Below are 22,936 nucleotides of genomic sequence, written 5' to 3'. Positions count from 1 at the left end.
ATGTTATGAGCACAACTACCATTGAAATATCAACCAGCAACAAAACGCAATTTCTTCATGAAACCCTGGCGGGGCTACAATCTGAACCTAAATTCATGCTTTCCAAGTATTTTTATGATGCTACCGGAGACCGCATATTTCAGCAGATTATGGAAATGGAAGAGTATTATCTAACCAATGCCGAAATGGAGATTCTCCAAAATCAGTCTGCACAGCTTTCACAGGCCATATCTGCAGACGGGACGGCTTTCGATCTGATCGAATTGGGCGCCGGCGATGCTACCAAGTCTATTCATCTATTAAAGTCCCTGTTGGATGCCAAAATGGAATTTAGCTATTTTCCTATTGATATTTCTGAACACGTTATTTCTGATCTGGAAGAAAACCTACCCAAAAAACTGCCTTCGTTGGATATCACGGGATTAAATGGCGATTATTTTGACATGCTGCAAAAGGCCGCCGAACTTTCCCATCGTAGAAAAGTAGTATTGTTTATGGGGGCAAATATTGGTAATATGACTGTTGCTGATGCTGAAAGTTTCTGTCTTTCGCTAAAGCAATTGCTTTCTCCAAACGACCTCGTCATTATCGGCTTTGACCTTAAAAAAAATCCACAGCAGATCCTTGCGGCCTATAATGATAAAGGTGGAATTACCAGGTCTTTCAATCTTAATCTGCTTCGTCGCATCAATAAAGAACTCGATGGTGATTTTAACATCGATCAATTCGAGCATTACGCCAGTTACGATCCGGCATCAGGAGCCTGTAAAAGTTATCTGATCAGTTTGCAAAATCAGATCGTGAATATAGGTCGGCAGGTGATTCATTTTTCGGAAAATGAATACATACATATGGAAATTTCACAAAAGTATTCCTTGGAAGACATTAATAAATTGGCAGCAAAAACGGGTTTTAAGCCGCTTCAAAGCTTTTTTGATCAGAAGCATTATTTTGTGGATGCCATTTGGAGGGTAGATTAACGCCAGTCATCTAAAACCTCAAGCAGCCGGTTTAAATCTTCTTCCGTATTATAATAATGGAAAGAAATTCTGGTGCCGGCGCCCCTTGCAGAGCAAATGATTTTAGCTGACATCAATTTATCTACCACTTCCTGATCCAGGGGCATACTCATGATAGCAGACTGATACTTTCGGTCAAGCATCCAATCGGGAACTAAGCCTCTGGAATTTAATGCTAATCTTGCCTGATTACTGAGCGCTTGCGTATTCTTTTCAATGGCGTCGAAACCCACTGCACCCAGGTCATTTAAACTCTCATTTAAGGAGCCGAAGTTTAAGGTATCCAGGTGTCCAGGCTCAAAATACATTGATAAAGGATCTTTTTCATTTAAAAACGGCATTGAGGGTATGCTAACTGCCTTATTTTTTATATAGATTACATCTTTCATCTGATCGGATAACATGACATAACCATTTCCATATCCGGCCAGAAGCCATTTGTATCCACTGCCAATCAACGCATCTAAACCCGATTTCTCAAAGTTGAAGGCAGTAGTGCCTAAAAACTGAGTACCATCTCCGACCAATAACAGATCAGGATAGGCAGTTTTTATTTTTTTGATAAAGTCTTCATCCATTCTTAAACCGCTGATGTATTGTACCATGCTAAAAGCCAGAATGGTTGGTTTAAATTTTTCAATGGCATTTACGATATTCCCTTCTAATTTTTCATTAATGGTTACCTGATGATAATCAAAACCCATACTCATTATGGGGAAACTCACCGAGGGATATTCTTCCGCTAACAGTAAAAAACGATGATGGCTATCCAACCCATTCAATAAAATATTGAAGCCTATTGAAAAATTTTGAACGAGATAGGTGTTTTCGGGCTTTGATCCAAAAAGTGTAGCGATGTTATTTTTGAGGTTAGCGATAAGAGTAAGATTTTTCATTCTGAAAATGCTCCCATCAGCCATAAATGCTTCGTCGTGCTTTACCCGCCATTCTGCTAAGCTTTCCGATAAAATACCAGAATTGGCGGTGTTCAGATAAGTGTACTTTTGTAAAATGGGGAATGATCGCTTCATGACCCAAATTAAAGGAATTATGCATTAAAAAGTAAATGCTGTTATCCAAAATCAATTTTTATACAAACCTATGAGAATGAGAATTGTTCTTTTTCTAAAGAAGTACATTATGATGGAAAATGAAACCGCAATATTGATTACTGAATTAAAAAAACTTTTACAAGGGGGCGGAGCGCATGTAGGGTTTAAGGATGCTGTAGCCGGTCTGCCTTTTGATCTTTTAGGTGAAAAGCCCGATCATTTGCCATACAGCATCTGGCAATTGGTAGAACATATTAGAATTGCCCAGTGGGATATGCTGGAATTTAGCAGAGACGGAAGCCATCAATCGCCAAAATGGCCTGATGGATATTGGCCAAAAGAACTTGCGCCAAAAGATGAAGCAACCTGGAGTAACGCATTAAGTCAAATAGATGATGATCTGCAGGCATTTATAGCGCTTTTGGATTCGTCAGACCTATACAGCCATATACCACATGGTGATGGGCAGCGTATTTTGACTGAAGCTTTGCAGATTGCTGATCATAATGCTTACCATATTGCTGAAATCGTCATCATCAGGCGCCTGTTGGGAGCATGGAAAAATTAATATAGTGAAATGTATGCTATATCAGTTGATATGAATATGCTAATCTGACAAAATAATCCGTCCGTTCTTCAAATAATTAAACAATTAAGTTATGTTACAAAACTCAAAAGCATTCAGTTCCTTTTCTGTAGATGATATACAGAAAGCAAAAGAATTTTATCAGGACGTATTGGGCCTTGAAGTTAAAGATAACCCAATGGGAGTGATTGAAGTGGTGGTTTCCGGTTCCTCAAATATCTTGCTTTATCCAAAACCGAATCATGTTCCGGCAACTTTTACAGTACTCAACTTTCCGGTCGAAAATATAGATCAGGCTGTTGACGAATTGATTGCCAAAGGAGTTAAGTTTGAGATTTACCATCAGGAATCGATCAAAACCGATCAAAAAGGTATTTCTCGTGGAAATGGCGGCCCGGCTATTGCCTGGTTCAGAGATCCGTCAGGTAACATCTTGTCTGTTTTGCAAAACGCCTGAGTTAGCCAGACTTCCGAAGTTTGGCAAAGCGTAAAACGATTGCATAAGCTTCGGAAGTCTTGTATTTAGCCCGCGAGCCCAAAACATTGATGGGCAATTTCATATTCTTCATTAGTTGGAATTACCAATATCTTTACCTTGGCGGTTACGGCGCTAATCTCTTTTAATTCGCCTTTATAAGTGGCATTAAGTTCCTGATCTAATTCAATGCCCAAATATTCGAGTTCCGAGCATACCGCTTCCCGCATCTGGCTGTCATTTTCACCAACACCTGCAGTAAATACGATAGCATCTATGCCATTCAATACAGCAGCATAAGCCCCGATAAATTTCTTAATCCGGTAGGCATATAGTTTGATGGCTAAAACAGCAGCTTTTTCGCCTTCATTTACCATTTTTCTAATGTCGCGCATATCGCTTGAGCCGCCCACGCCCAGAAGGCCAGACTGTTTGTTGACCAGCGTACTCAATTGTGACAATGTATATCCCGAATGTTCCATTAAATGGAAAATAACAGATGGATCAATATCTCCGGACCGCGTACCCATCATTAACCCGCTTAAAGGGCCAAAACCCATACTGGTGTCTACTGATTTGCCATTTTTAATAGCTGTGATGCTGCAACCATTACCTAAATGAACACTGATGATTTTACTTTCTTTTTGCCCCAGCCAATTAACCGCCTGCTCACTTACATATTTATGGCTCGTGCCATGAAACCCATATACCCTAATGCCATCTTCTTTGTAATACGATTCCGGAATGGCGTAACGGTAGGCTTGTTCGGGTATAGTTTGGTGAAAAGCTGTATCAAATACCGCGATCTGTTTTGCGTTTACAAAAGTCTGTTCTGCTACTTCAATACATTTATAGTTCACAGGGTTGTGCAATGGCGCAAGGGAAAAAAGTTTTTTGATCTGATGCTTTACCTCTTCTGTAATTATTGTCGGGCCGGAAAAATGTTCACCGCCATGTACTACCCGGTGGCCCACAGCTGCAATATCATCAGGACTTGCAATTACGGCATAATCTCCCTCGGTTAATAAAGCTAAAACCTGCTTTAAGGCTTCGCCATGATCAGCAACAAAACCAGGCGCTTCGATGCTTTGTTTTTCGCCTTTGTTGTAAACGGTATGTTTGATAAAAGAACCCTCAATGCCAATACGTTCTGCCAGCCCACTGCAAACGGGCGCTTTTTCAGGCATTTTAAAGAGCTGGTATTTTAAGGAACTACTTCCTGAGTTGATGACTAAAATGTTCATATTTAAATGTCTTGACATTGAATTGCTGTAATCACAACAGTATTAAAGATATCGTCTACGGTACAACCGCGACTCAGATCGTTTATCGGTTTGTTTAAGCCCTGTAACATTGGGCCTATGGCCAATGCGCCGGTTTCGCGTTGCACGGCTTTATAGGTATTATTCCCTGTGTTTAAATCAGGGAAAATCAATACACTGGCTCTGCCTGCTACTTCAGATCCAGGGAGTTTTTGTTTACCCACAAGCGGGTCTACAGCAGCATCATATTGTATTGGCCCTTCAATTTTTAATTCAGGATGCCTCGCTTTAACTATAGCGGTAGCTTCTCTTACGCGTTCTACATCTTCACCTTCGCCCGATGTGCCTGAAGAATAAGATAACATGGCAATACGTGGCTCAATACCGAATTTGGCACTGCTTTCTGCTGATGAGATGGCTATCTCTGCCAGTTGTTGCGCTGAAGGATTGGGATTAACCGCGCAATCACCGAATATGGCTACGCGTTCTGGCAGGCACATAAAGAAAATAGAAGAAACTACGGATACACCTGGCTTTGTTTTAACAAATTGTAAAGCGGGCCTGATGGTATGCTGAGTGGTATGAACGGCACCGGAGACCATTCCATCCGCATCACCTTTGTATACCATCATGGTTCCGAAATAAGAAACATCGGTCATCATGTCTCTGGCCATTTCCAGATTTACATTTTTGTTTTTACGCAATTCATGTAAGGTATTTACATAATCGGCATAATGAACTGAATGGGCAGGGTTATGTATCTTTAAGCTATTGATGTCAAGGTTTAATCCAAGCCTTTTGATGTTGTTGGTTATTTCGACAGGATCCCCTAAAAGGATAATGTCTACAATATCCTGCGTGATGAGTTTTTCTACGGCTTTTAAAATCCGATCATCGTTACCTTCGGGTAAAACGATGTGTTTTTTATCGCGTTTGGCCCATTTAACGAGTTGATATTGAAACATGTGTGGGGTGATGCCGTGGTAGCTAAAAGTGATGATTTTATCATCTAATGCTTTGATATCTACATATTTTTCAAAAAGCTCTATGGCCAGCGCAATTTTTTTCTTGTTTTCAATAGTAATTTTTGAATGGATTCCCCCAATAGTGGTCGTGGTTTCAAAAGTTCCTTTTTGTACGGCTATAATGGGGATAATGGTCTGTAAACCTTCAATGAGTTTAATAATTGGTTCATCCGGCAAACTTCCTGCGGTTAGCACAATACCGGCAATTTTAGGGTAATTGGCTGACAAATTCGCCTGAAGTGCCCCGATAATGATATCACCACGATCACCAGGCGTCACAATAAGCAAATTGTCTTTAATATGCCGTAAAAAATTAGGTAACATCATGGCACCGGTCACAAAATTATCAACCTGATTATCCAGCAGTTCTGTGCCGAAAAGTACCTCGCCACCTAATGCAGCTGTAATTTCATTCATGGTCGGACTTTGCAGGCCTGTTTCGGTTGGAATTACTGCAATCAATAATTCAGCCGGTAATTGATTGCTTAAAGCTTGCTTAATACGGTCAGCCTCTTCGGGATTTACCATATTCGCCACGACGCCTAATACCTGCACATCGCGCAATAAAAAGTTACGGTAGATATTGATGGCTGATTTAAAAAGTTGACTTGCCGTTTTATTTTTACCAGACACGACTATTAAAACAGGCGCACCTAAGTTTTTGGCCATTAACGCATTCGATTCAAACTCAAAAGCCATACCTTCACCTAAAAAGTCGCTTCCTTCAATTACGGTAAAATCGTAATTATCTTCAAGCTTTTTATATTTACTGATGATGGTATTGATAATTCCTCCACTGTCTTCTGCTTGGTGGAGCATTTCCTGGCGGGTAAAAGCAAAAGCATCTTCATAGTTTACCGGGAGTGAAAAATAATCTAACATGGCTTTTACATGCTCGTCCTTTTTATTAGGATCATCCTGGGCAATAATGGGTTTAAAATAACCCACTTTTTGGGTTTTAGCCAGCAACATGTTAATCATGCCGAAAGCAATTACTGATTTGCCTGTATAGGGTTCGGCTGAAGCAATGAATATATTTTTAGTCATAATAAAGGCGCAAATGCATATCAATAACGAATTATGCCCAATATAGTTGGAAATATTTATTTAAAAACTAAGTAGGTGAAGTTATTTATTGTTCCGTATGCGTTGGACTGCCGGGCGTCCGTTACAGGTTCCAAAAGCGGATTAGGATTAACAATTCTGTTGAGTGATTTACTTTAGTTTTACTACCCTAAACATTTGATTCAATCAGCAACTTTAGCATTTTCAGTCTGTGAATAAGCGGTTGGTTTACTTTTGCATCAGGATTGAGCTTTAGCGGCATAAGATGGCTTTCCAAAAAATGATCATAATCGGTAATTACTGTGGCCTCATTAAGATAAATTGGAACCTGCTGTTTACCGGCCTGGGCAAAAAAATCTTCTAACTGCTGTATTTCTTGGATAGTCATACTGCAAAGTTAACGAATAGTTTGGAGTCTAAAAGTCAGAAGTCCGATGCCGGAGGTCCGGGGATAGGGTTTCAGATAATGGCTGCCCAACTTTGCGTGCTCGGTGCCTTTACTTTGTATTCTTTGTGGTTAATAAAAGTCCGAAGTCTGGTGTCGGAGGTCCGAAGATAGGGTTTTAGATAATAGTCGCCCAACTTTGTGTGCTCGGTGCCCTTACTGTGTGTCCTTTGTAGTTGATAAAAGTCCGAAGTCGAGTGTCGGAGGTCAGAAGAAAGGGTTTCAGATAATAGGCACCTAACTTTGTGTGCTTTGTGCCTTTACTTTGTGTCCTTTGTGGTTAGTGAAAGTCCGAAGTCTGATGCCGGAGGTCCGAAGATCAAAGTTTTTAAAGATATGCATCCAACTCTTTGTGCGCTCGGCGTATTACTTTGCGTACTTCGCGGTTTAACAAAAGACAGATTCCGAATGCTCAAGCCTGTGTGCTTGGTCCCTTACGCGTTGTAAGTTGTGGTTTAATAAAGCGTAAATGAGGCTTGTTGTACTAAAAATTTTAGTTTAGCTTTGTGTTTCCCTAATTGATTTTTTATTGTAAATGCAGAGAATGGATAATGCAGTCAGAAGAGATGTTTCTGGTGATGAAGTAGTTCCGGGTATTCCATTAATTAAAAAGGAACATTACAGAAAGGAAACGGCCTGGCACCGCGATTGGAAGCTGGCTTTTCCACCATCATTTAGAGAAGTTGCCTTTTATGATGCTGCCAATTCCGATCTTCACCGGGCAGATATATTTACTCCATCTGGTTATACCATCGAGTTTCAAAATTCGCCGCTAACACTTGCAGAACTGAACAGCAGGGAGTCTTTTTATCCAAATTTGATATGGGTATTGAATGGTAAGAAATTTAAGGGCTTTAAAATATTGAAGCACCTTCCTGATGTGGATGATCCCAAGTTATCAGAATATGAGTTTTGTCATTCCGATCACCTTTCAATGGTTCGGAAAGTGGAGGTTATGCAGGGATTAGCCAATCCAAAAATACTTAACTTTTATCATCCCGAACTGAAAGGAATTAAACTCACTTCCGATTTATATTCTTTTTGTTGGAAACAGCCTCATAGTGTATGGTATGCTGCTACTGCGAGAATCATTGTTGATTTAGGTGGACATTTTTTATATGAGCTCAAACAGCGAAAACAATTGAATGGAGATTATCCTTATTTGAAAATGATGAGCAGAAAATCGTTTATTGATTGGCATACGCCACCAGAGCTTTAGAAATTTGTAGATGTAGTGGTGAAATTATTCTTTTCAAGGATGTAAAGGACGTCATTTCGAGCGAAACGAAGTGAAGTCGAGAAATCTTCTAAATTAGAATAGCGTACAAATGGGCCTATTAACCTAAGTTCGATTAATATTTAAAAATTAATAAGCTTTATTAGAACAAATTGCTAGCCGTTTCGTCGTGCTGAATTTATTTCAGCATCTTTTCCGTTAAAACGCCTTGCTATAAAGACCCTGAAACAAGTTCAGGGTGACGAACGTTCATACAAAGTACCAATGAACCCAAATTAAAGCACATTATGGATCGAACTCAGGCTATTAATAATTTTAATAAAACTGGAAAGATGTAACGAAAATTAGAAATGAGTTGGGGGATAGAGTATTGGTTTTAAGTAATTTACTACAGCCGGTTTAGAAGGCTTTTCAAAGAAATCATCATGCAGAGAAGGTGCGATATACCGTTCCTTCTCCCATGATAACTTTTAAAGCATGTTATTTCATGCTATCATTAATTTTATTGATCATTTGTAAGTGGCTTTGAACAATTGGTGCGGTCTTAGTTGCAAAAGCTTTAAGATCTGCGTCTTTACCATCTTTTGATTCATCTTCCATTAATTTTAAGGTAGACTTGTGTCCATCAACCATGGCGCTTACATAAGCTTTATCAAAATCAGTACCTGTCTTTTTGCTCAGGTCTTCCATTTTTTTCTTATGCTCATCATCTACAGTACTAGGAAGGGTAATGTTTTTTTGTTTTGCAATCGCCATTAACTCTGTATTTGCCATACCATGATCTTTAACCATCATTGTTGCAAATTCTTTAACTTGCGGATTACTGCTTTTTTCGAGGGCCATTTTTCCCAATTCTACTTCTGCCATTCCGCCAACAGCTGCCTCTGTGGTAAATTTGGCATCAGCTTCTTCTACTGCAATTCCTCCGGTAGCGGCAGCATTGGTAGTCGTGTCTTTTGCCATATTTAAACTATCAGCACTTTCTTTGGCATCTTTGTTCCCGCCATTACAGGCCTGAAAGGCGAGGGCGGAAATAGCCATAACATAAATAAACTTTTTCATATACATTGTTTTTGTTGTATATGCATAACACGATCCGGCAGGAAAGGGTTTTGAGCTTTTGAGAATAACTAAATCGTATAACAAGCAGCTGTTTAGAAAACTATCTTTCTTAAGTCGGGAAGTTTACGATGGAACAGCGAAGAAAGTAACTGTTTTAACTGAAAAGCGATGGAGTAATTTTAAACCATATGCCAGAATTCCGTTGAAAGGGTAGAAGAGGTGGTAATGCAATATCTTTTTTAACCATCATGCTGAAATTTTTCAATATCGTTTTGATAGCTATCGAAACAAACCGTGAGCGAAGGAACCGAAATTCAGGGAATATATTAAGCAGCACTTGTTATGCTGAGTTTATTGAAGAAAGTCTGTCTCAAAATAACAGATTCAGTAATGGCGAGAACATTAAATTTGGCGACGTTTGTCATGCGCAACTTGATCTATCGATGGGCATCTTAATGCTTTGATATGGACTTATTTAGTTGCCTTTCTATCGCATTAAGATACCCGTTTTCAAGGGAATGACTCCCTCTCGAAATATTATTCTGCCAAAAATCTCCAAAATCATTTCTGTGACAGGATCGTTTTGATACTTCTTCAAGCTTAGCAGGTTGCTTAAACCGACGAATTATTTGGTGAAATTACCAATTACGATACAGTCAATGATCTAAATGTTCTAAGATTTTACCTTTTTAGTTTTGGGTTCAGGTTTTTCAGGTAATTGGATCGATAAAATCAAATCAATACTCTCTGAATTGATCTCATAATCGGCTGCAATTTTTTCCCACCTTTTTAGTTCTGCCTGTAAGGTTTCAATTTCCTTAGCTAATGATTCGATTTTATTTTGGATCGATTTTCTAACGTTCATATTTGCCATAACACAAAATTATCATTTGATGGCATATCTTCGAACTTATTTTGTCGCTTCTAACCATAAAAAATGCTAAGTGTTCTATTTCAGTGGGTTTTATTTTTATAAAATTATCAACAATGGTTAAGTATCTAAGAATTTGTTATGCCTACATTTAATTTAGCTGTTAATTAACACGGTAAACACTCAACCCCAGGCCTATTAATTGATGATTTGATGTGCTTGCTAAAGCAGTTTTACGAATAGATAAAGATCCTCCTTGCATCCAAGGATGACAATAAAAGAGAATAATTAAAAACTAAGAATCAAGATTTATTACTGGCTGCTCCACTGAAAGCGATTTAAAAATACTTGTCTAACGTTAACCCGTAGGTCAGGTTCAGGTTTTCGCTGCGGGTAATATTGAGTCTGTTATAATTCAAAGCGGTGGTGAGGCTAATCCATTTGCGTAATTTCAAGCCGAGTGTGGTGGTAGAGCGGATAATATAATCCCCGTTTCTGTCAAACGAGTTCTGCAGGAAATGATTTCCGTCAATCGTAATGAGTTCTTTTATAGCAAAATGATACTGCATTCTGAGCGAATTCCGATAAGTATGATAGCTATCGCCCACAATCAGGCTACTTTGGTCAAATAATACGCCGTCGCTCAGGTTGATGTATGCGTTTGGTTTGTCTAATATGCTGTAGGCAATGCCGCCGCCGGCAAGCAATTGATTTTTTAACTTTAAGGAATAACTGGTATTATAATTCACTAAACCCTAATAATAAAAATGCGGAAAGGTTTTATAGAGGTTAAAGTTTAACGTGGTCGAAAAATCATTGTTGGTTAAATTGCTGTTTTGTTTTCCGTAAAGCCACGCGGAAGTGGAATTTAATACAAAATTCTTCTTTTTTAGTCCAAAATTAAGTGCATTATTTAATAGGTAGGCTCGGTCTTCATTTGTTCTGTTAATGGATCCGGTTGAAGTAAGCAATACGTGGTAATTTACGCTGTCGGTATATTGAGCATATGATTTGAGATAGCAAAGGAAAAAACAAAAGGGTAATGCAATAAACTTCATATGAGCTTAACATTTCAGGCCATCATTATGTTTAGCTGGTATTTAATTAAGGGTGACTATAAAAACTGTTTCAACAAAATGCCTGCAGTAGTTAACTCGCAGGCACTTGCTGATGATTGAAGATAACATTATTTTAATGCCAATTCAATTACAGGAACTTCGTAATCAGGTTTTTTCTTAGGTAGTTTTAATACAAGTGTGTTTCCGGTAGATTTTTCTGTATCAATCAGTATTTCAGAGTTGTCATGTAAAAATTGTATGTACTTCACCCTATCTTTATAGCCATCCAACGTAATATATCCGGTATTTGGATACTCGAAAAGATGCATATACAATTTTTTAGCATCTTTATTGTAGGTCAGTTTTGTTCCTTGAGCTGCTTTAAATTCTTCAGGTGCAAATGTACAATGGTATATAGATTTTGAATTGGCATGCATCCAAATGGCAAGGCTGTCTAACGCAACATTTGCCCTGTTGTCAAACTCACCTCGTGCGGTAGGGCCAACATTTAATAGTAGATTTCCTCCGTTGGCTACCGAAGTAATTAAAAGATCCAATAATGTTCTGTTATTCTTCCAGGTGTTTTCATCCCGATGGTATCCCCATGATCCTGAAAAGGTTTGGCATGTTTCCCAAACTTTACCATGGTATTTTTCCAATTCTTTCGCACTAACCTGTTCAGGTGTTTCAAAGTCGGTTCCGTCTTCATAATCGTTCAGGTCCAAACGGTTATCTACGATAATTTCTGGCTGCAGTTTTCTAATCTGCTTAAGTAAAGCTACCGAACCCCAGTCGTCGCGACCTTTGCCATTTTTGCCAGGATAGGAGAAGTCTGCCCAGAGAATATCAATTTTGCCGTATTTGGTTAACAGTTCTGTTACCTGGTCGTATAAATATTTACGATACCTGGTCATATCCCTGTTTTTGTTTAACCCTGCGTATTCAGCTTCGTTGTCATTTTTGGGTTTTAAGGGATGATACCTATCCACTGTAAAATCGGGATGGTGCCAATCAATAAGTGAATAATAAAAGCCTACTTTAATGCCCTCTGCGCGAAAAGCATCAACAAATTCTTTTACTAAATCTCTTTTTGCCTGCGTATTTGTTGCTTTATAATTGGTGTATTTACTGTCAAACAAGGTAAACCCTTCGTGATGTTTAGTGGTGAGTACAGCGTATTTCATTCCTGCGGCCTTAGCTTCCATGGCCCATTTTTTAGGATCAAATAAATCAGGGTTAAATTGATCAAAGTACTTCTGGTAGTTTTCGTTGGTGATGTGTTCATAGCTTTTAACCCATTCGTGGCGGGCAGGCAGTGCGTATAAGCCCCAGTGGATAAACATGCCGAAACGTGCATCCGTCCACCATTCCATTCTTTTTGTCTTTTGGGCAGCCGTTTCGTTGCCCAGTCTTTTTTGGGCAAGGCCAGGAAAGATTAAGCATAGTATAAATAGCGCTGATAAAATAGTTTTTCTCATTTTCGGTTTCTTTTGGTTAGTATTTAATACGCCAATTTACTGCAGTATATCCTTTAAAAATAGTTCAATATGAGCAATATATTAAGTTAAATTAGTTTTAATGCCAGGGGAGAGTTTCTCAAAACTTTGCAGAAGATGTTCTTGTTTAATGGTTAAAGTGAAATTTAATCAGATAAGAAGCGATGAAAACACAGAAAACACCTGCTAAACAAAACAAGCAGCCTGGTATCGAGGCAGAAATGGATCCGAGGCCGGAAGTGATTAAAGCAAATTATAAAGGATCGGGCAAACTAGCCGATAAGGTTGCATTGATTACCGGTGGAGATAGTGGAATCGGTCGTTCAGTGGCTGTTCATTTTGCCAGAGAAGGAGCCGATGTAGCCATTGTTTACCTGGATGAAGATATAGATGCAAAAGAAACCCGGAAAATGGTTGAAGCTGAAGGGAAAGTCTGCCTGTTGATTAAAGGCGATGTCAAAAAACCTGCTTTTTGTAAAAAAGCTGTGGAAACAACAGTTAAAAAATTTGGAAAGATTAATGTTTTAGTAAATAATGCTGGAATGCAGGTTCCGCAGAAAGATCCGAAAGGGATTGATGACAAGCAATTAGAAGATACTTTCCGGACCAATATATTTGGTTATTTCTATTTCGCCCACGAAGCATTGAACCATTTGAAGGCGGGTGATACCATTATCAATACGACCTCGGTGACCGCCTACCGTTCTTCTCCAAACCTGATCGATTATTCATCAACGAAAGGAGCAATAACATCTTTTACCCGTTCACTGGCAACAAATTTAGCCAAAACCGGTATCCGTGTAAATGCCGTGGCACCTGGCCCGGTTTGGACACCGCTCATTGTATCTACCTTTGATGAGGAAAAGATTAAGTCATTCGGGTCTGAAACCGCAATGGAAAGAGCAGGGCAGCCGTCGGAGCTTGGTCCGTCTTACGTATTCCTGGCTTCAGATGATGCCTCATTTATTACCGGACAGGTGATTCATGTTAATGGCGGAGAAGTGGTGAATGGATAATTATTTGAACATAACGGTCATCATATTAATCCCCTATGAAATAGGTATTTTGCCGTATAGTTAAATAAAAAAATGCCAGGCTATTGCAAGTCTGGCATTTTTTTAGAATAATAACGTGTTATAGCATTTCGCTATCTTCCTCATCATAGGCATTAGGATCGTTATCCAATTCTTCTATGTCAGATTCATTGTAGTCATCCTTTTCTTCCAGCCCTTCATCATCTTCGGGATCCTCAATTTCTTCATCTAATTGTGTCCCTTCACCATCCGCAAATGGTATCTCATCTTCTGTGTAGTCATTATCGCCATCTGGCTGGGGCGTAGCATGTCCTTCAGATGCATTTCCCTGCGAACGGTTAATCTGGAACTGCTCGATATTTTGAATTTCTTCTTCGGGTTGGTTGTTTTCTTGATTTTCCATAGTTTATGTTTTTTATAATAGAACAGGATAAAAATGGATTAAGTTTAGTAGAAATTTAAAATCTTAAACCATATTGTTGTAGGGTTTTAAATGATAGGTTGTTCAAACTTTTTAATTACCGGTATGGTTCTATTAGTGCGTTATACCTTAACTGATCTATTATGAAAAAACGTTTTAAAACCCGGGAAATTGCCGTAGTGGGAATGATCATTTCAGCTACTTCATTTAATGCAATTGCAAATGCCAATTGGCATTACGCAGCTGCAACTGGCTACAGTCGTCAGCAAGACACCATTTCTACCGAGCAATTTTTGCAGCAGGCTGCAATTGCAGGAATGAAGGAAGTTTTAACCGGCAAGCTTGCTGCAGATAAAGCAACTGACAAAAAAATTAAGGCATTTGGACAGATGATGGTTGATGACCATAACCAGGCCAATGAGGAATTGAGGGCATTGGCGAAACTTAAAAAAGTAACCTTGCCGATGAGCACTCCGGAAGGTGGTTTAAGACCTGATGGCAGAGTTGACTCTGCTCCTGAAAACTTGAAAGACACTTCCCGTACCAGGAACGCCGGAGGCGAAGCAGGTAACACAGGCTTAGCCCCAAAAACAGGTAACGCGGAAGCGGGAGTGACCCATGCGATCAGCCGGTTGAACAGCCTGAGTGGAGGTGCATTTGATAAAGCTTATGCAGAGATGATGGTTTCCGATCATCAACAAGCTGTTGCATTGTTTGAAAGAGCTGCTCAATCATCTGATATTGATGTTAAAAAATATGCAGGAAAGTATTTACCCATCCTTAAAAAACATTTAAAGCAGGTCAATGCCTTATCTGGTAAACTGGGTAAATAGGTTTTATTTTCTAAAAAAAAATAAGCAGCTATACTAAAGGATAGCACTATCCTTTAGTATAGTAATAGCTTTTTGATACGGTGTATCTATAATTTTGCCAGACATTTAAAAGGCAAAAAAAATGAAAATATTACATCTAATATCCAGCCCCAGGGGCGAAGCATCTTTCAGTATTAAATTGGGAAATGCCATTGTAGAAAAGTTACAGGAAGCAAATCCCGGAAACACTTTAACCGTACACGATCTTACCAATACCCCGTTTCCACATTTGGAAGAGGTGCACATCAATTCTTTTTTTACACCTAAAGAAAATCATACTGCAGAATTAACAGCAGCTATAAAACATTCTGACGAGGCTATTGCCGAACTTGAAGATTCAGATGTGATTGTAATCGGTGTCCCAATGTATAATTTTGGTATTGCATCAACGCTAAAAGCATGGATCGATCATATTGCACGTGCTGGTAAAACATTCAGATACTCCGAAAATGGCCCTAAAGGCTTGGTGAAAAACAAAAAAGTGTATTTGGCTATTTCTTCTGGTGGTGTTTATTCAGAAGGACCGATGAAACCTTATGATTTTACAGAATCTTATCTTAGGGCGGTTCTGGGTTTTATGGGTATGACTGATGTAACCGTATATCGTGCAGAAGGCGTAAGCGTTCCCGGTCTAAAGGATTTAGCTTTAGATAAAGCAATTGAAAGTATAGCCATTTAGATAGTGCATTAGTCATTAGTTCACTGATCATTGGTCTATTGCCACTACTTTCACCGCCATTAAATAGAAGTCTTTCATGCTAATGAAAACTTTAACTTGGGGCTGTATATTTTAGGACTTAAGACTAATTTGTGGACTAATGACTTTTTATTGAACTGAGCTGCCAGATATCTAATTACCTGCTGGCGAAAGCGTTCAGGTCAGCAGGTTTGGTAATGAAACCTTCCGCATCGCACTATTAGCCAATATCAGCATTGACAGACATGTTTTAATATTTCGTTTTAACGCATTAAAGATTCCGAGCACGTTTCCGTCAGGAAATGCAGCAAGTTAGGCAAGAGTCTTCAATTAAATAAAACGCTATGAATTCTCTTCTATTTGATCAGGTCTTCCCGTTGCATAGATGCAATTTTTATGTACTTAATCTTGGTATGTGGTAAGAACTCTAGTTGTCAGGTGTTTAAGTCGTTTTATGCAGTCTATGACTGACTAACCGCGATTTAATTCATGTCATGAGTTTCTATAATTATTATATTGGCTAAAAAAAAGTTAAAAATAAATTTTGATACTAATTTTTTTAGTATAGATTTGCTTTTGGAGAGACACAATAAAGAGAAAATCATCGAAATTATTCGATGTATAATGGATGATTTTAAACAAAAGGCTTCTTTCTTGGTTAGTTTGCTGATATATTTATTTTTTCTATGACCGTTACCGTTTTAGCCATACTCGAAACAGATTTTAAACCGGATCTTTCATTAGGTAGAATTATGAATGAAAGACTGAGGAATGCTGCTGCAGATCTGCAGGATATTCATTTACAACCTTTGCATACCGTTGGGCAACGCAGTGATGATTTAGTGGTTTATATCAGTTATAATCCAAAATATAAAATCAGGTGGCGTGTAGTTAATGACGTGCCGGAAGACGTAGAAAACTTTGTAGCCCAAACCTGTGGAAATTTAGGTTACATTCACTGGAAAACTGCATCGATTAATATTTTTAAGGGAAGTGAATAGTGATGAAATACTTTATAGAAAAGATCGTCATCTCGACTGAAGCGCAGCGGAATAAAGAGATCTATTTAGGCAGATTTAGCTTCACTGAGCCTTCGGGTTTTCGACTACGTTGCACTCCGCTCGAAATGACGACCGTTTAGATGTGGAGTAACTTTATTATATTAATGCTCAATAAGAAGAACTGACAACCTATTAAACTAAAAAACCTCCACCCAATAAGTCATTGCCTTCATAAAATACAGCAGATTGACCAGGGGCAATTGCCGACACATGATGATCGAACACGACACGCATTTTGTCTTTTTCCTGAACAATTGTACTCAACATGCCCGCATCTTTGTAACGGATTTTGGTAATCACATCACTCATTGGTTCTTCAATGCTTGCATATTTAATTAAATTAATATTGCGTACCATAGCTTCACCACGTTCAAGCTCATGGGCTTTACCTAAAACCACTGTATTGCTTTCCGGCAGGATCTGTGTTACAAACATAGGCTCTCCAAAGGCAACCCCTAATCCCTTACGCTGACCAATAGTATAAAAAGGATAACCTTTATGTTGGCCAACAACCATTCCATTACTTAAAATGAAATTACCGCCAGCCACCCGGTCTTCTAAATCGGCTACTTTATGCCTTAAGAAAGATCGATAATCGTTATCGGGTACGAAACAGATTTCATAACTTTCTGATTTTTTGGCCAGTTCTTCCTGTCCCATATCCAGCGCCATCTGCCTGATTTCAGACTTTGCAAAACTGCCCAATGGGAATTTAGTACGCGAAAGGTTCTCTTGAGACACCCCCCAGAGTACATAAGATTGATCTTTATTTTCGTCTTTACCTTTCGAAATCACATAACGACCACTATCCTGCTGGCGGATATTGGCGTAATGCCCCGTTGCAATAAATTCACAATCCAGTTTGTTAGCGCGTTTTAAAAGTGCTTCCCATTTAATATGCGTATTACATAAAACGCAAGGATTTGGGGTTCTTCCGGCAAGATATTCGTCCACAAAGTTATCAATCACATAATCGCCAAATTCATCCCTTATATCCAGAATATAATGTGGGAATCCATAATTTACGGCAAGCGTACGGGCATCATTAATACTATCTAATGAACAACAACCAGTTTCCTTGCTGCTCCCGCCAGAGGTGGCATAATCCCAGGTCTTCATGGTTAATCCAATAACCTCATAACCCTGTTCATGCAACATCACAGCTGCTACCGAACTATCAACCCCGCCACTCATGGCCACCAGAATTCTACCGTGTTTACTCATCTTAAAAAATATAAGGATGCAAAAATAAGGTTTATTTAGCTGAAATTATTTAGAGGAAGTCAGTTACTTGTAAAAAGCGGCGACTAAACATTTCCTCGCCACGTGCTTTCCCTTTTATCACTTTTATATATAGCGTCTGCTCGCTCAACATTAAACCTGCGCAACTTACGGATATCATGTTTAAGGCCAGGATAGGTTATTTCCTCGGCTTAGATTGTATTTTTTTATTTACTTAAACGTTTTAGTGTCTGCTTTATGCATATTTGGAGATAAATTTATACCTTAGAATTTTAATCAACAAGCTAATCTTAAAAAGATATGACTAAAAGCGTTATCCTGTCTTGTTTCTTGCTTTCATCAATGATGGCATCGGCACAGCAGAACCTGGTGCAGTATGTTAAACCCATTATAGGCACTTCAAAAATGGGACATACGTATCCCGGGGCAACTGTTCCCTTTGGAGCGGTGCAGTTAAGTCCTGAAACAGATACCCTATCCTATGAAGTAAACGGAAAATACAATGGCGATGTGTACAAATATTGTGCAGGCTACAAGTATGAAGATAAAACCATCACGGGATTTAGTCATACCCATTTTAGCGGTACCGGTCACTCTGATCTGGGCGATTTTCTCATTATGCCTACACAAGGGAAGCTGCAGTTAAACCCGGGTGTGGCTTCAAATCCTAAAGGTGGTTACCGTTCTGCCTATTCACATAATAATGAGGTCGCTGAAGCGGGTTACTACAAAGTAAAACTCGATGATGATAACATTATGGCAGAACTCACCTCAACCACCAGGGTAGGGATGCACCAGTATACTTTTCCAAAATCGGATCAATCGCATATTATTTTGGATCTGATGGCTGGTATTTATAATTATGATGAAAAAACGGTGTGGACCTATGTTCGTGTGGTAAACGATACGCTGGTTACCGGTTACCGTCAAACCAATGGGTGGGCCAGAACCAGGACTGTTTATTTTGCCATGAGCTTTTCTAAGCCTTTTAAAAGTTACGGACGTAAAAGTTATGATGCTAAACAGGCTTACAGGGGGTTCTGGGGCAAGTTCAACCAGGAACAAAATTTCCCTGAAATTGCAGGCAAAAAGTTAAAAATGTTTTTCGATTTCGATACCAGGGAAGGAGAGAAGATTAAAATTAAATTCGCTTTATCACCGGTTAGTCAGGAAAATGCCCTGCAAAATATGCGTGCAGAAATTTCGGGCTGGGATTTTGAAAAAGTAAAAGCACAGGCACAAGCCGCCTGGAATAAGGAGCTAAACAAAATCCAGGTAAATACATCCAGCGACAATAAAATTAACTTCTATACTGCTTTGTATCATGCTTATATCAACCCGACCACTTATACTGATATAAATGGAGAATATAAAGGTTTAGATCAGGGCGTGCACAAAGCAGATGGGTTCACCAATTATACCACCTTTTCTCTTTGGGATACATACCGTGCTTTACATCCATTTTTTAATATTACCCAGCCTGCGCGAAGTAACGATATGGTAAAATCGATGTTGGCACATTACGATCAGAGCAGTTTACATATGTTGCCGATCTGGTCGCATTATGCCAATGATAACTGGTGTATGAGTGGTTACCATAGTGTTTCGGTAATTGCTGATGCCATTATTAAAGGTACTTACAGCGGAGATGCAAACAAAGCTTTAGATGCCTGTGTGGCCACAGCGAAACACCGCGATTATGAAGGGATTGGCTATTATATGGATAAAGGTTATATCCCGGCAGAAAAATCCGGCATTTCGGTTTCCAATAATTTAGAGTATTCTTACGATGACTGGTCGATTGCACAATTGGCTAAAAAATTGAATAGAATGGATGTTTATAATGAGTTTATCAAACGTTCTAACAACTGGAAAAATAATTACGATAGTGCAACGGGTTTTATGCGTCCGAAATTGGCCGATGGAACCTTTAAGAAAGAATTTGATCCAAAAGATACCGAAGGACAAGGTTTTATTGAAGGCAATAGCTGGAACTATAGCTTTTTTGTGCCACAGGATCCTGCTACATTAATTGAAATGATGGGCGGTAAAAAGAAATTTGCTACCCGTTTAGATACTTTGTTTACCATGCATCTGCCTGATGAGTTCTTTGCACACACAGAAGATATTACCCGCGAGGGTATTATTGGAGGCTATGTGCACGGAAACGAGCCGGCGCATCATATTGTATACCTTTATAACTGGGCCGATCAGCCATGGAAAACACAGGCACAGGTTCGTCACATCCTGAATATGCAATACAAACCCACTGCTGATGGTTTAGGTGGAAATGATGATTGCGGGCAGATGAGCGCCTGGTACATGTTTTCTTCGCTAGGCTTTTACCCGGTAGCACCAGGTTCCGATGTATATTCCTTAGGTAGTCCATTGGTAAACCAGGCGGTAATCAATCTGGAGAATGGTAAAAGCTTTACGGTTGAGGCCATTAAACAAAGTGAGAAAAATGTATACGTAGAAAAAGTTTTATTGAACGGTAAAGAGATTACCGATCATAAGATTAAACATGCTGATATTACCAACGGTGGAAAGCTTACTTTTTACATGAGCTCAAAACCTAAAAAATAATTTTTTATCATCCGGTATAAAGACGGTCTGTAGCATAGGCTGTCTTTCATCTCCAGTGTCAAGATGAGCCTGTCGAAACGCCCTTGGGACTTTCCAAAGGGATGCTTCGACAGGTTCAGGATTGACGATCCTAGGTGAGGTTTGTTTCAGTGAGGTGCTACTCTCAATCATTCCTGATCAAAATTGGTAGCTGTGGCTAAGTATTTCCAGTTGGCCATATCCCTCTGTACATCTGCGATTTTTGCATCAGCTATTTGATAAGCATCAGGACCTAAGAACAAATGAAGTGGTGGATTTTCGCTTTTCGAAGCTTCAATAATTACCTCAACTGCCTTGGCCGGATCCCCTGGCTGTTGGTTGTTGATGTCGTTCTGGTGTGCCGCTTGCGAATCACGTACCTCTTTATAGGCATCGATAGGAGAACCTGGTACTGCTAAAGAACCTGTGGTAAGAAATTCAGTTCTAAAATAGCCCGGTTCTATAACTGTTGCTTTTATGCCCATCGATTTTACTTCTGCAGCCAATGATTCGGTAAAGCCGACTACTGCAAATTTGGTGGCACAATAAATCCCAAAGCCCGGGAAGTTACCAGAAAAACCCCCTATGGAAGAAATATTAAAAATATGTCCCGATTGTTGTTTCCGCAACTGTGGCAGTACCTTTCTGATCACATTTAAAGAACCAAAAACATTCACATCGAAGTTTTGGCGCGACTCCTTATCGCTTAACTCTTCCAGTGCGCCGAGCATCCCATAGCCTGCATTGTTTACCACAACATCTACCCGGCCAAATTTGCTGATTGTTTGGCTAACTGCAGTTTCCACACTGCTTTCGTCGGTCAGGTTAACTGCCAAAGGCAAAAAGTTCTCGCGTTCACCTACGGCTTTTGTTAAATCGCTTAAATTTCTTGAAGTGGCGGCAACATTAAGGCCGTTGTTTAATAATGTTTTTACTAAGGTTAATCCCAGACCCTTGGACGCGCCTGTTACAAACCAAACTTTTTGATTTTCCATGATATTGTTTTTAGAATGAAATAAATTAATTGGGTTTTATTATGATAACATTGTCATCCTGAGGGATAATTTATTGTATAAAAATCAGTATAAATGACGTAACAGATTTCCTTTGTCATACAGCCCAGTCTTGCCTCGGCTCGCCGCCACCGAAGGGCTCTTACTTTTTGGCATCAAAAAGTAACAAAAAATGCCGGCTGAAAATTTTTCTTTCAAAGGCAGTGTTATGGCTAGAACAGTGCAGTCCGAAAAATTTATTAGGCCGGTTTTAAGTAGAACGGTAATACGGTGCTATGGCCTAGCTATACGGAAATGCATGATGCTACAATCTGCTCATTAATAATCAATTATAAAATAACGTCAATGGTAGCCTGTCGAATGACCATCCGTAAGATTTTTTAAGGCATTTCGACAGGCTCAACGTGACAAATTCTAGAGAAATTTTGTTATCATACAGCCTCTTTTTGAATTGCTAATTCGCCATTAACATTTGATTAATTGTCGAGATCTGTAGAAATCGTAATGGCTTTCCAGTCGTTAAACTCTTTTGTTAATGCGTCAATTTTGCTGTTGGCTCTTTGAAAAGCATCTTTTCCCAGGAGTAAATGAACAGGTGGATTGGGCATACTGGCCAATGAGATCATGGCTGCTGCGGCCTTTTCAGGGTCGCCGATCTGCTGACCGTCCATTTTAAGATATTTTTGGTGTATTGCCCGCACTTCTTCATATTCGGCAATTGGATTGGTTGCCAAAATCAATGAATCGGGGGTTAAAAAACTTGTTCTGAATGCACCAGGAGCAACCACGGTCACCTTTACCCCGAATTCCTTAAGGTCGTCTGCCGAAACCTCAGACAACGCAATCACTGCCGCTTTTGCTGCTGAATATACCGCCCAGCCAGTTGCGCCGGCAATGCCTGCAATTGATGCGATATTGATGATGTGGCCAGCCCGTTGAGCTCTTAAATGAGGTGAAACGGCTCTGATGACATTTATTGTTCCGAAAACATTTACGTCAAAACTGTTTCTTGTTTCCGCATCAGTCAGTTCCTCTATGCTGCCCCCAATTCCATAACCAGCATTATTGATCACCACATCAACTCTTTCAAATTTTGCAATCGTTGCTTGTATCGCATCCTCCACACTTTTTTCATCGGCCAGATTAACGGCCAGTGGAAGAAATTTTTCCGTATTGTTATTTACTGCTTTTTTAAGTTCATTTATATTTCGTGAAGTGGCCGCAACGGATTGGCCAGCTTTCAATAGTTGATGAACTAAACTTAATCCCAGGCCCTTTGAGGCTCCGGTAATAAACCAAACTTTTTTCATGCCCATAGTTTTATCTTTTTTGTTAAGAC

General features: G+C 39.3%; 23 protein-coding genes. 10 read left to right on the top strand and 13 right to left on the bottom strand.

Annotation, left to right across the window (positions count from 1 at the left end; all coding sequences use genetic code 11):
• The first annotated feature begins 5 nt into the window (after window positions 1-5).
• On the top strand, window positions 6-980 hold the full coding sequence (locus BM107_RS02010; RefSeq protein WP_090979717.1) for an L-histidine N(alpha)-methyltransferase: 975 nt from the start codon (window positions 6-8) through the stop codon (window positions 978-980).
• Here the strand turns inward: BM107_RS02010 and BM107_RS02005 are convergent.
• Window positions 977-2,050 carry an aminotransferase class V-fold PLP-dependent enzyme gene (locus BM107_RS02005; RefSeq protein ID WP_090979715.1) on the bottom strand — a complete coding sequence of 358 codons (1,074 nt, stop codon included), beginning with the start codon at window positions 2,048-2,050 and terminating at the stop codon, window positions 977-979. The genes BM107_RS02010 and BM107_RS02005 overlap by 4 nt on opposite strands.
• A gap of 76 nt (window positions 2,051-2,126) precedes the next feature.
• On the opposite strand from BM107_RS02005, the gene BM107_RS02000 reads away from it, so the two are divergent.
• Both BM107_RS02000 and BM107_RS01995 read left to right on the top strand, forming a co-directional pair.
• Window positions 2,127-2,639 carry a DinB family protein gene (locus BM107_RS02000; protein ID WP_244278700.1) on the top strand — a complete coding sequence of 171 codons (513 nt, stop codon included), beginning with the start codon at window positions 2,127-2,129 and terminating at the stop codon, window positions 2,637-2,639.
• 91 nt (window positions 2,640-2,730) lie between these two features.
• Window positions 2,731-3,114 (top strand): VOC family protein, encoded by a 384-nt coding sequence (locus BM107_RS01995; RefSeq protein ID WP_090979711.1) that lies wholly within the window; start codon window positions 2,731-2,733, stop codon window positions 3,112-3,114.
• A 65-nt stretch (window positions 3,115-3,179) separates the two neighbouring features.
• Here BM107_RS01995 and BM107_RS01990 read toward each other — a convergent pair whose 3' ends face one another.
• The 3 genes from BM107_RS01990 to BM107_RS01980 form a co-directional block, all read right to left on the bottom strand.
• Window positions 3,180-4,376, bottom strand: coding sequence for an acetate/propionate family kinase (locus BM107_RS01990; RefSeq protein WP_090979709.1), 1,197 nt, complete (start codon window positions 4,374-4,376; stop codon window positions 3,180-3,182).
• Between the two features lie 2 nt (window positions 4,377-4,378).
• Window positions 4,379-6,466: a phosphate acetyltransferase gene (pta, locus tag BM107_RS01985; RefSeq protein WP_090979707.1), complete on the bottom strand. Its 2,088-nt coding sequence runs from the start codon at window positions 6,464-6,466 to the stop codon at window positions 4,379-4,381.
• A gap of 187 nt (window positions 6,467-6,653) precedes the next feature.
• Window positions 6,654-6,872, bottom strand: a complete 219-nt coding sequence (locus BM107_RS01980) for a DUF6965 family protein (RefSeq protein ID WP_090979705.1) — start codon at window positions 6,870-6,872, stop codon at window positions 6,654-6,656.
• 601 nt (window positions 6,873-7,473) lie between these two features.
• Here BM107_RS01980 and BM107_RS01975 point away from each other — a divergent pair.
• Complete coding sequence (locus tag BM107_RS01975; protein ID WP_244278699.1) at window positions 7,474-8,148, top strand: competence protein; 675 nt, start codon at window positions 7,474-7,476, stop codon at window positions 8,146-8,148.
• 498 nt (window positions 8,149-8,646) lie between these two features.
• Here BM107_RS01975 and BM107_RS01970 read toward each other — a convergent pair whose 3' ends face one another.
• Window positions 8,647-9,228, bottom strand: a complete 582-nt coding sequence (locus tag BM107_RS01970; RefSeq protein WP_090979982.1) for a DUF4142 domain-containing protein — start codon at window positions 9,226-9,228, stop codon at window positions 8,647-8,649.
• Window positions 9,229-9,476: 248 nt separating this feature from the next.
• Between BM107_RS01970 and BM107_RS01965 the strand changes: the two genes are divergently transcribed.
• Window positions 9,477-9,692, top strand: coding sequence for a hypothetical protein (locus tag BM107_RS01965; protein WP_090979703.1), 216 nt, complete (start codon window positions 9,477-9,479; stop codon window positions 9,690-9,692).
• Between the two features lie 209 nt (window positions 9,693-9,901).
• Here BM107_RS01965 and BM107_RS01960 read toward each other — a convergent pair whose 3' ends face one another.
• The 4 genes from BM107_RS01960 to BM107_RS01950 form a co-directional block, all read right to left on the bottom strand.
• Window positions 9,902-10,102: a hypothetical protein gene (locus BM107_RS01960; RefSeq protein ID WP_090979701.1), complete on the bottom strand. Its 201-nt coding sequence runs from the start codon at window positions 10,100-10,102 to the stop codon at window positions 9,902-9,904.
• Window positions 10,103-10,437: 335 nt separating this feature from the next.
• Window positions 10,438-10,848, bottom strand: a complete 411-nt coding sequence (locus tag BM107_RS25005; RefSeq protein WP_244278698.1) for a DUF481 domain-containing protein — start codon at window positions 10,846-10,848, stop codon at window positions 10,438-10,440.
• 6 nt (window positions 10,849-10,854) lie between these two features.
• Window positions 10,855-11,157 carry a hypothetical protein gene (locus BM107_RS25000; RefSeq protein ID WP_244278697.1) on the bottom strand — a complete coding sequence of 101 codons (303 nt, stop codon included), beginning with the start codon at window positions 11,155-11,157 and terminating at the stop codon, window positions 10,855-10,857.
• A 128-nt stretch (window positions 11,158-11,285) separates the two neighbouring features.
• Window positions 11,286-12,635 carry an alpha-L-fucosidase gene (locus BM107_RS01950; protein ID WP_090979699.1) on the bottom strand — a complete coding sequence of 450 codons (1,350 nt, stop codon included), beginning with the start codon at window positions 12,633-12,635 and terminating at the stop codon, window positions 11,286-11,288.
• Window positions 12,636-12,817: 182 nt separating this feature from the next.
• Here BM107_RS01950 and BM107_RS01945 point away from each other — a divergent pair, with 182 nt between their 5' ends.
• On the top strand, window positions 12,818-13,669 hold the full coding sequence (locus BM107_RS01945; RefSeq protein ID WP_090979697.1) for an SDR family oxidoreductase: 852 nt from the start codon (window positions 12,818-12,820) through the stop codon (window positions 13,667-13,669).
• A 118-nt stretch (window positions 13,670-13,787) separates the two neighbouring features.
• Here the strand turns inward: BM107_RS01945 and BM107_RS01940 are convergent, their stop codons facing one another.
• On the bottom strand, window positions 13,788-14,090 hold the full coding sequence (locus BM107_RS01940) for a hypothetical protein (RefSeq protein WP_090979695.1): 303 nt from the start codon (window positions 14,088-14,090) through the stop codon (window positions 13,788-13,790).
• Between the two features lie 161 nt (window positions 14,091-14,251).
• On the opposite strand from BM107_RS01940, the gene BM107_RS01935 reads away from it, so the two are divergent.
• The 3 genes from BM107_RS01935 (at window position 14,252) to BM107_RS01925 (ending at window position 16,678) form a co-directional block, all read left to right on the top strand.
• Window positions 14,252-14,941, top strand: a complete 690-nt coding sequence (locus tag BM107_RS01935; RefSeq protein WP_090979693.1) for a DUF4142 domain-containing protein — start codon at window positions 14,252-14,254, stop codon at window positions 14,939-14,941.
• A gap of 121 nt (window positions 14,942-15,062) precedes the next feature.
• The gene (locus tag BM107_RS01930; protein WP_090979691.1) at window positions 15,063-15,659 is read left to right on the top strand and encodes an FMN-dependent NADH-azoreductase; all 597 of its coding nucleotides are present in this window, start codon (window positions 15,063-15,065) and stop codon (window positions 15,657-15,659) included.
• A gap of 704 nt (window positions 15,660-16,363) precedes the next feature.
• Complete coding sequence (locus BM107_RS01925) at window positions 16,364-16,678, top strand: hypothetical protein (protein WP_090979689.1); 315 nt, start codon at window positions 16,364-16,366, stop codon at window positions 16,676-16,678.
• 192 nt (window positions 16,679-16,870) lie between these two features.
• Here the strand turns inward: BM107_RS01925 and mnmA are convergent, their stop codons facing one another.
• The gene (gene mnmA / locus BM107_RS01920; RefSeq protein ID WP_090979688.1) at window positions 16,871-17,962 is read right to left on the bottom strand and encodes a tRNA 2-thiouridine(34) synthase MnmA; all 1,092 of its coding nucleotides are present in this window, start codon (window positions 17,960-17,962) and stop codon (window positions 16,871-16,873) included.
• A 318-nt stretch (window positions 17,963-18,280) separates the two neighbouring features.
• On the opposite strand from mnmA, the gene BM107_RS01915 reads away from it, so the two are divergent.
• The gene (locus BM107_RS01915) at window positions 18,281-20,566 is read left to right on the top strand and encodes a GH92 family glycosyl hydrolase (protein WP_090979686.1); all 2,286 of its coding nucleotides are present in this window, start codon (window positions 18,281-18,283) and stop codon (window positions 20,564-20,566) included.
• 167 nt (window positions 20,567-20,733) lie between these two features.
• On the opposite strand, the gene BM107_RS01905 is transcribed toward BM107_RS01915, so the two are convergent.
• The gene (locus BM107_RS01905) at window positions 20,734-21,579 is read right to left on the bottom strand and encodes an SDR family oxidoreductase (RefSeq protein ID WP_090979682.1); all 846 of its coding nucleotides are present in this window, start codon (window positions 21,577-21,579) and stop codon (window positions 20,734-20,736) included.
• 494 nt (window positions 21,580-22,073) lie between these two features.
• Window positions 22,074-22,907 carry an SDR family NAD(P)-dependent oxidoreductase gene (locus BM107_RS01900; protein ID WP_317614789.1) on the bottom strand — a complete coding sequence of 278 codons (834 nt, stop codon included), beginning with the start codon at window positions 22,905-22,907 and terminating at the stop codon, window positions 22,074-22,076.
• Window positions 22,908-22,936: the final 29 nt, after the last annotated feature.

The sequence above is a fragment of the Pedobacter suwonensis genome, assembly GCF_900111825.1.
Taxonomy (GTDB): Bacteria; Bacteroidota; Bacteroidia; order Sphingobacteriales; family Sphingobacteriaceae; genus Pedobacter; species Pedobacter suwonensis.
Note: the sequence above shows the minus strand (reverse complement) of the source record. Positions and strands in the feature narration are given on the sequence as shown.

Excerpts from the sequence above, each read along its gene's own strand:
- BM107_RS02010 (WP_090979717.1), top strand. The coding sequence starts at position 6 with ATGAGCACAACTACCATTGAAATATCAACCAGCAACAAAACGCAATTT.
- BM107_RS02005 (WP_090979715.1), bottom strand. The coding sequence starts at position 2,050 with ATGAAGCGATCATTCCCCATTTTACAAAAGTACACTTATCTGAACACC.
- BM107_RS02000 (WP_244278700.1), top strand. The coding sequence starts at position 2,127 with ATGAGAATTGTTCTTTTTCTAAAGAAGTACATTATGATGGAAAATGAA.
- BM107_RS01995 (WP_090979711.1), top strand. The coding sequence starts at position 2,731 with ATGTTACAAAACTCAAAAGCATTCAGTTCCTTTTCTGTAGATGATATA.
- BM107_RS01990 (WP_090979709.1), bottom strand. The coding sequence starts at position 4,376 with ATGAACATTTTAGTCATCAACTCAGGAAGTAGTTCCTTAAAATACCAG.
- pta (WP_090979707.1), bottom strand. The coding sequence starts at position 6,466 with ATGACTAAAAATATATTCATTGCTTCAGCCGAACCCTATACAGGCAAA.
- BM107_RS01980 (WP_090979705.1), bottom strand. The coding sequence starts at position 6,872 with ATGACTATCCAAGAAATACAGCAGTTAGAAGATTTTTTTGCCCAGGCC.
- BM107_RS01975 (WP_244278699.1), top strand. The coding sequence starts at position 7,474 with ATGGATAATGCAGTCAGAAGAGATGTTTCTGGTGATGAAGTAGTTCCG.
- BM107_RS01970 (WP_090979982.1), bottom strand. The coding sequence starts at position 9,228 with ATGAAAAAGTTTATTTATGTTATGGCTATTTCCGCCCTCGCCTTTCAG.
- BM107_RS01965 (WP_090979703.1), top strand. The coding sequence starts at position 9,477 with ATGCTGAAATTTTTCAATATCGTTTTGATAGCTATCGAAACAAACCGT.
- BM107_RS01960 (WP_090979701.1), bottom strand. The coding sequence starts at position 10,102 with ATGGCAAATATGAACGTTAGAAAATCGATCCAAAATAAAATCGAATCA.
- BM107_RS25000 (WP_244278697.1), bottom strand. The coding sequence starts at position 11,157 with ATGAAGTTTATTGCATTACCCTTTTGTTTTTTCCTTTGCTATCTCAAA.
- BM107_RS01950 (WP_090979699.1), bottom strand. The coding sequence starts at position 12,635 with ATGAGAAAAACTATTTTATCAGCGCTATTTATACTATGCTTAATCTTT.
- BM107_RS01945 (WP_090979697.1), top strand. The coding sequence starts at position 12,818 with ATGAAAACACAGAAAACACCTGCTAAACAAAACAAGCAGCCTGGTATC.
- BM107_RS01940 (WP_090979695.1), bottom strand. The coding sequence starts at position 14,090 with ATGGAAAATCAAGAAAACAACCAACCCGAAGAAGAAATTCAAAATATC.
- BM107_RS01935 (WP_090979693.1), top strand. The coding sequence starts at position 14,252 with ATGAAAAAACGTTTTAAAACCCGGGAAATTGCCGTAGTGGGAATGATC.
- BM107_RS01930 (WP_090979691.1), top strand. The coding sequence starts at position 15,063 with ATGAAAATATTACATCTAATATCCAGCCCCAGGGGCGAAGCATCTTTC.
- BM107_RS01925 (WP_090979689.1), top strand. The coding sequence starts at position 16,364 with ATGACCGTTACCGTTTTAGCCATACTCGAAACAGATTTTAAACCGGAT.
- mnmA (WP_090979688.1), bottom strand. The coding sequence starts at position 17,962 with ATGAGTAAACACGGTAGAATTCTGGTGGCCATGAGTGGCGGGGTTGAT.
- BM107_RS01915 (WP_090979686.1), top strand. The coding sequence starts at position 18,281 with ATGACTAAAAGCGTTATCCTGTCTTGTTTCTTGCTTTCATCAATGATG.
- BM107_RS01905 (WP_090979682.1), bottom strand. The coding sequence starts at position 21,579 with ATGGAAAATCAAAAAGTTTGGTTTGTAACAGGCGCGTCCAAGGGTCTG.
- BM107_RS01900 (WP_317614789.1), bottom strand. The coding sequence starts at position 22,907 with ATGAAAAAAGTTTGGTTTATTACCGGAGCCTCAAAGGGCCTGGGATTA.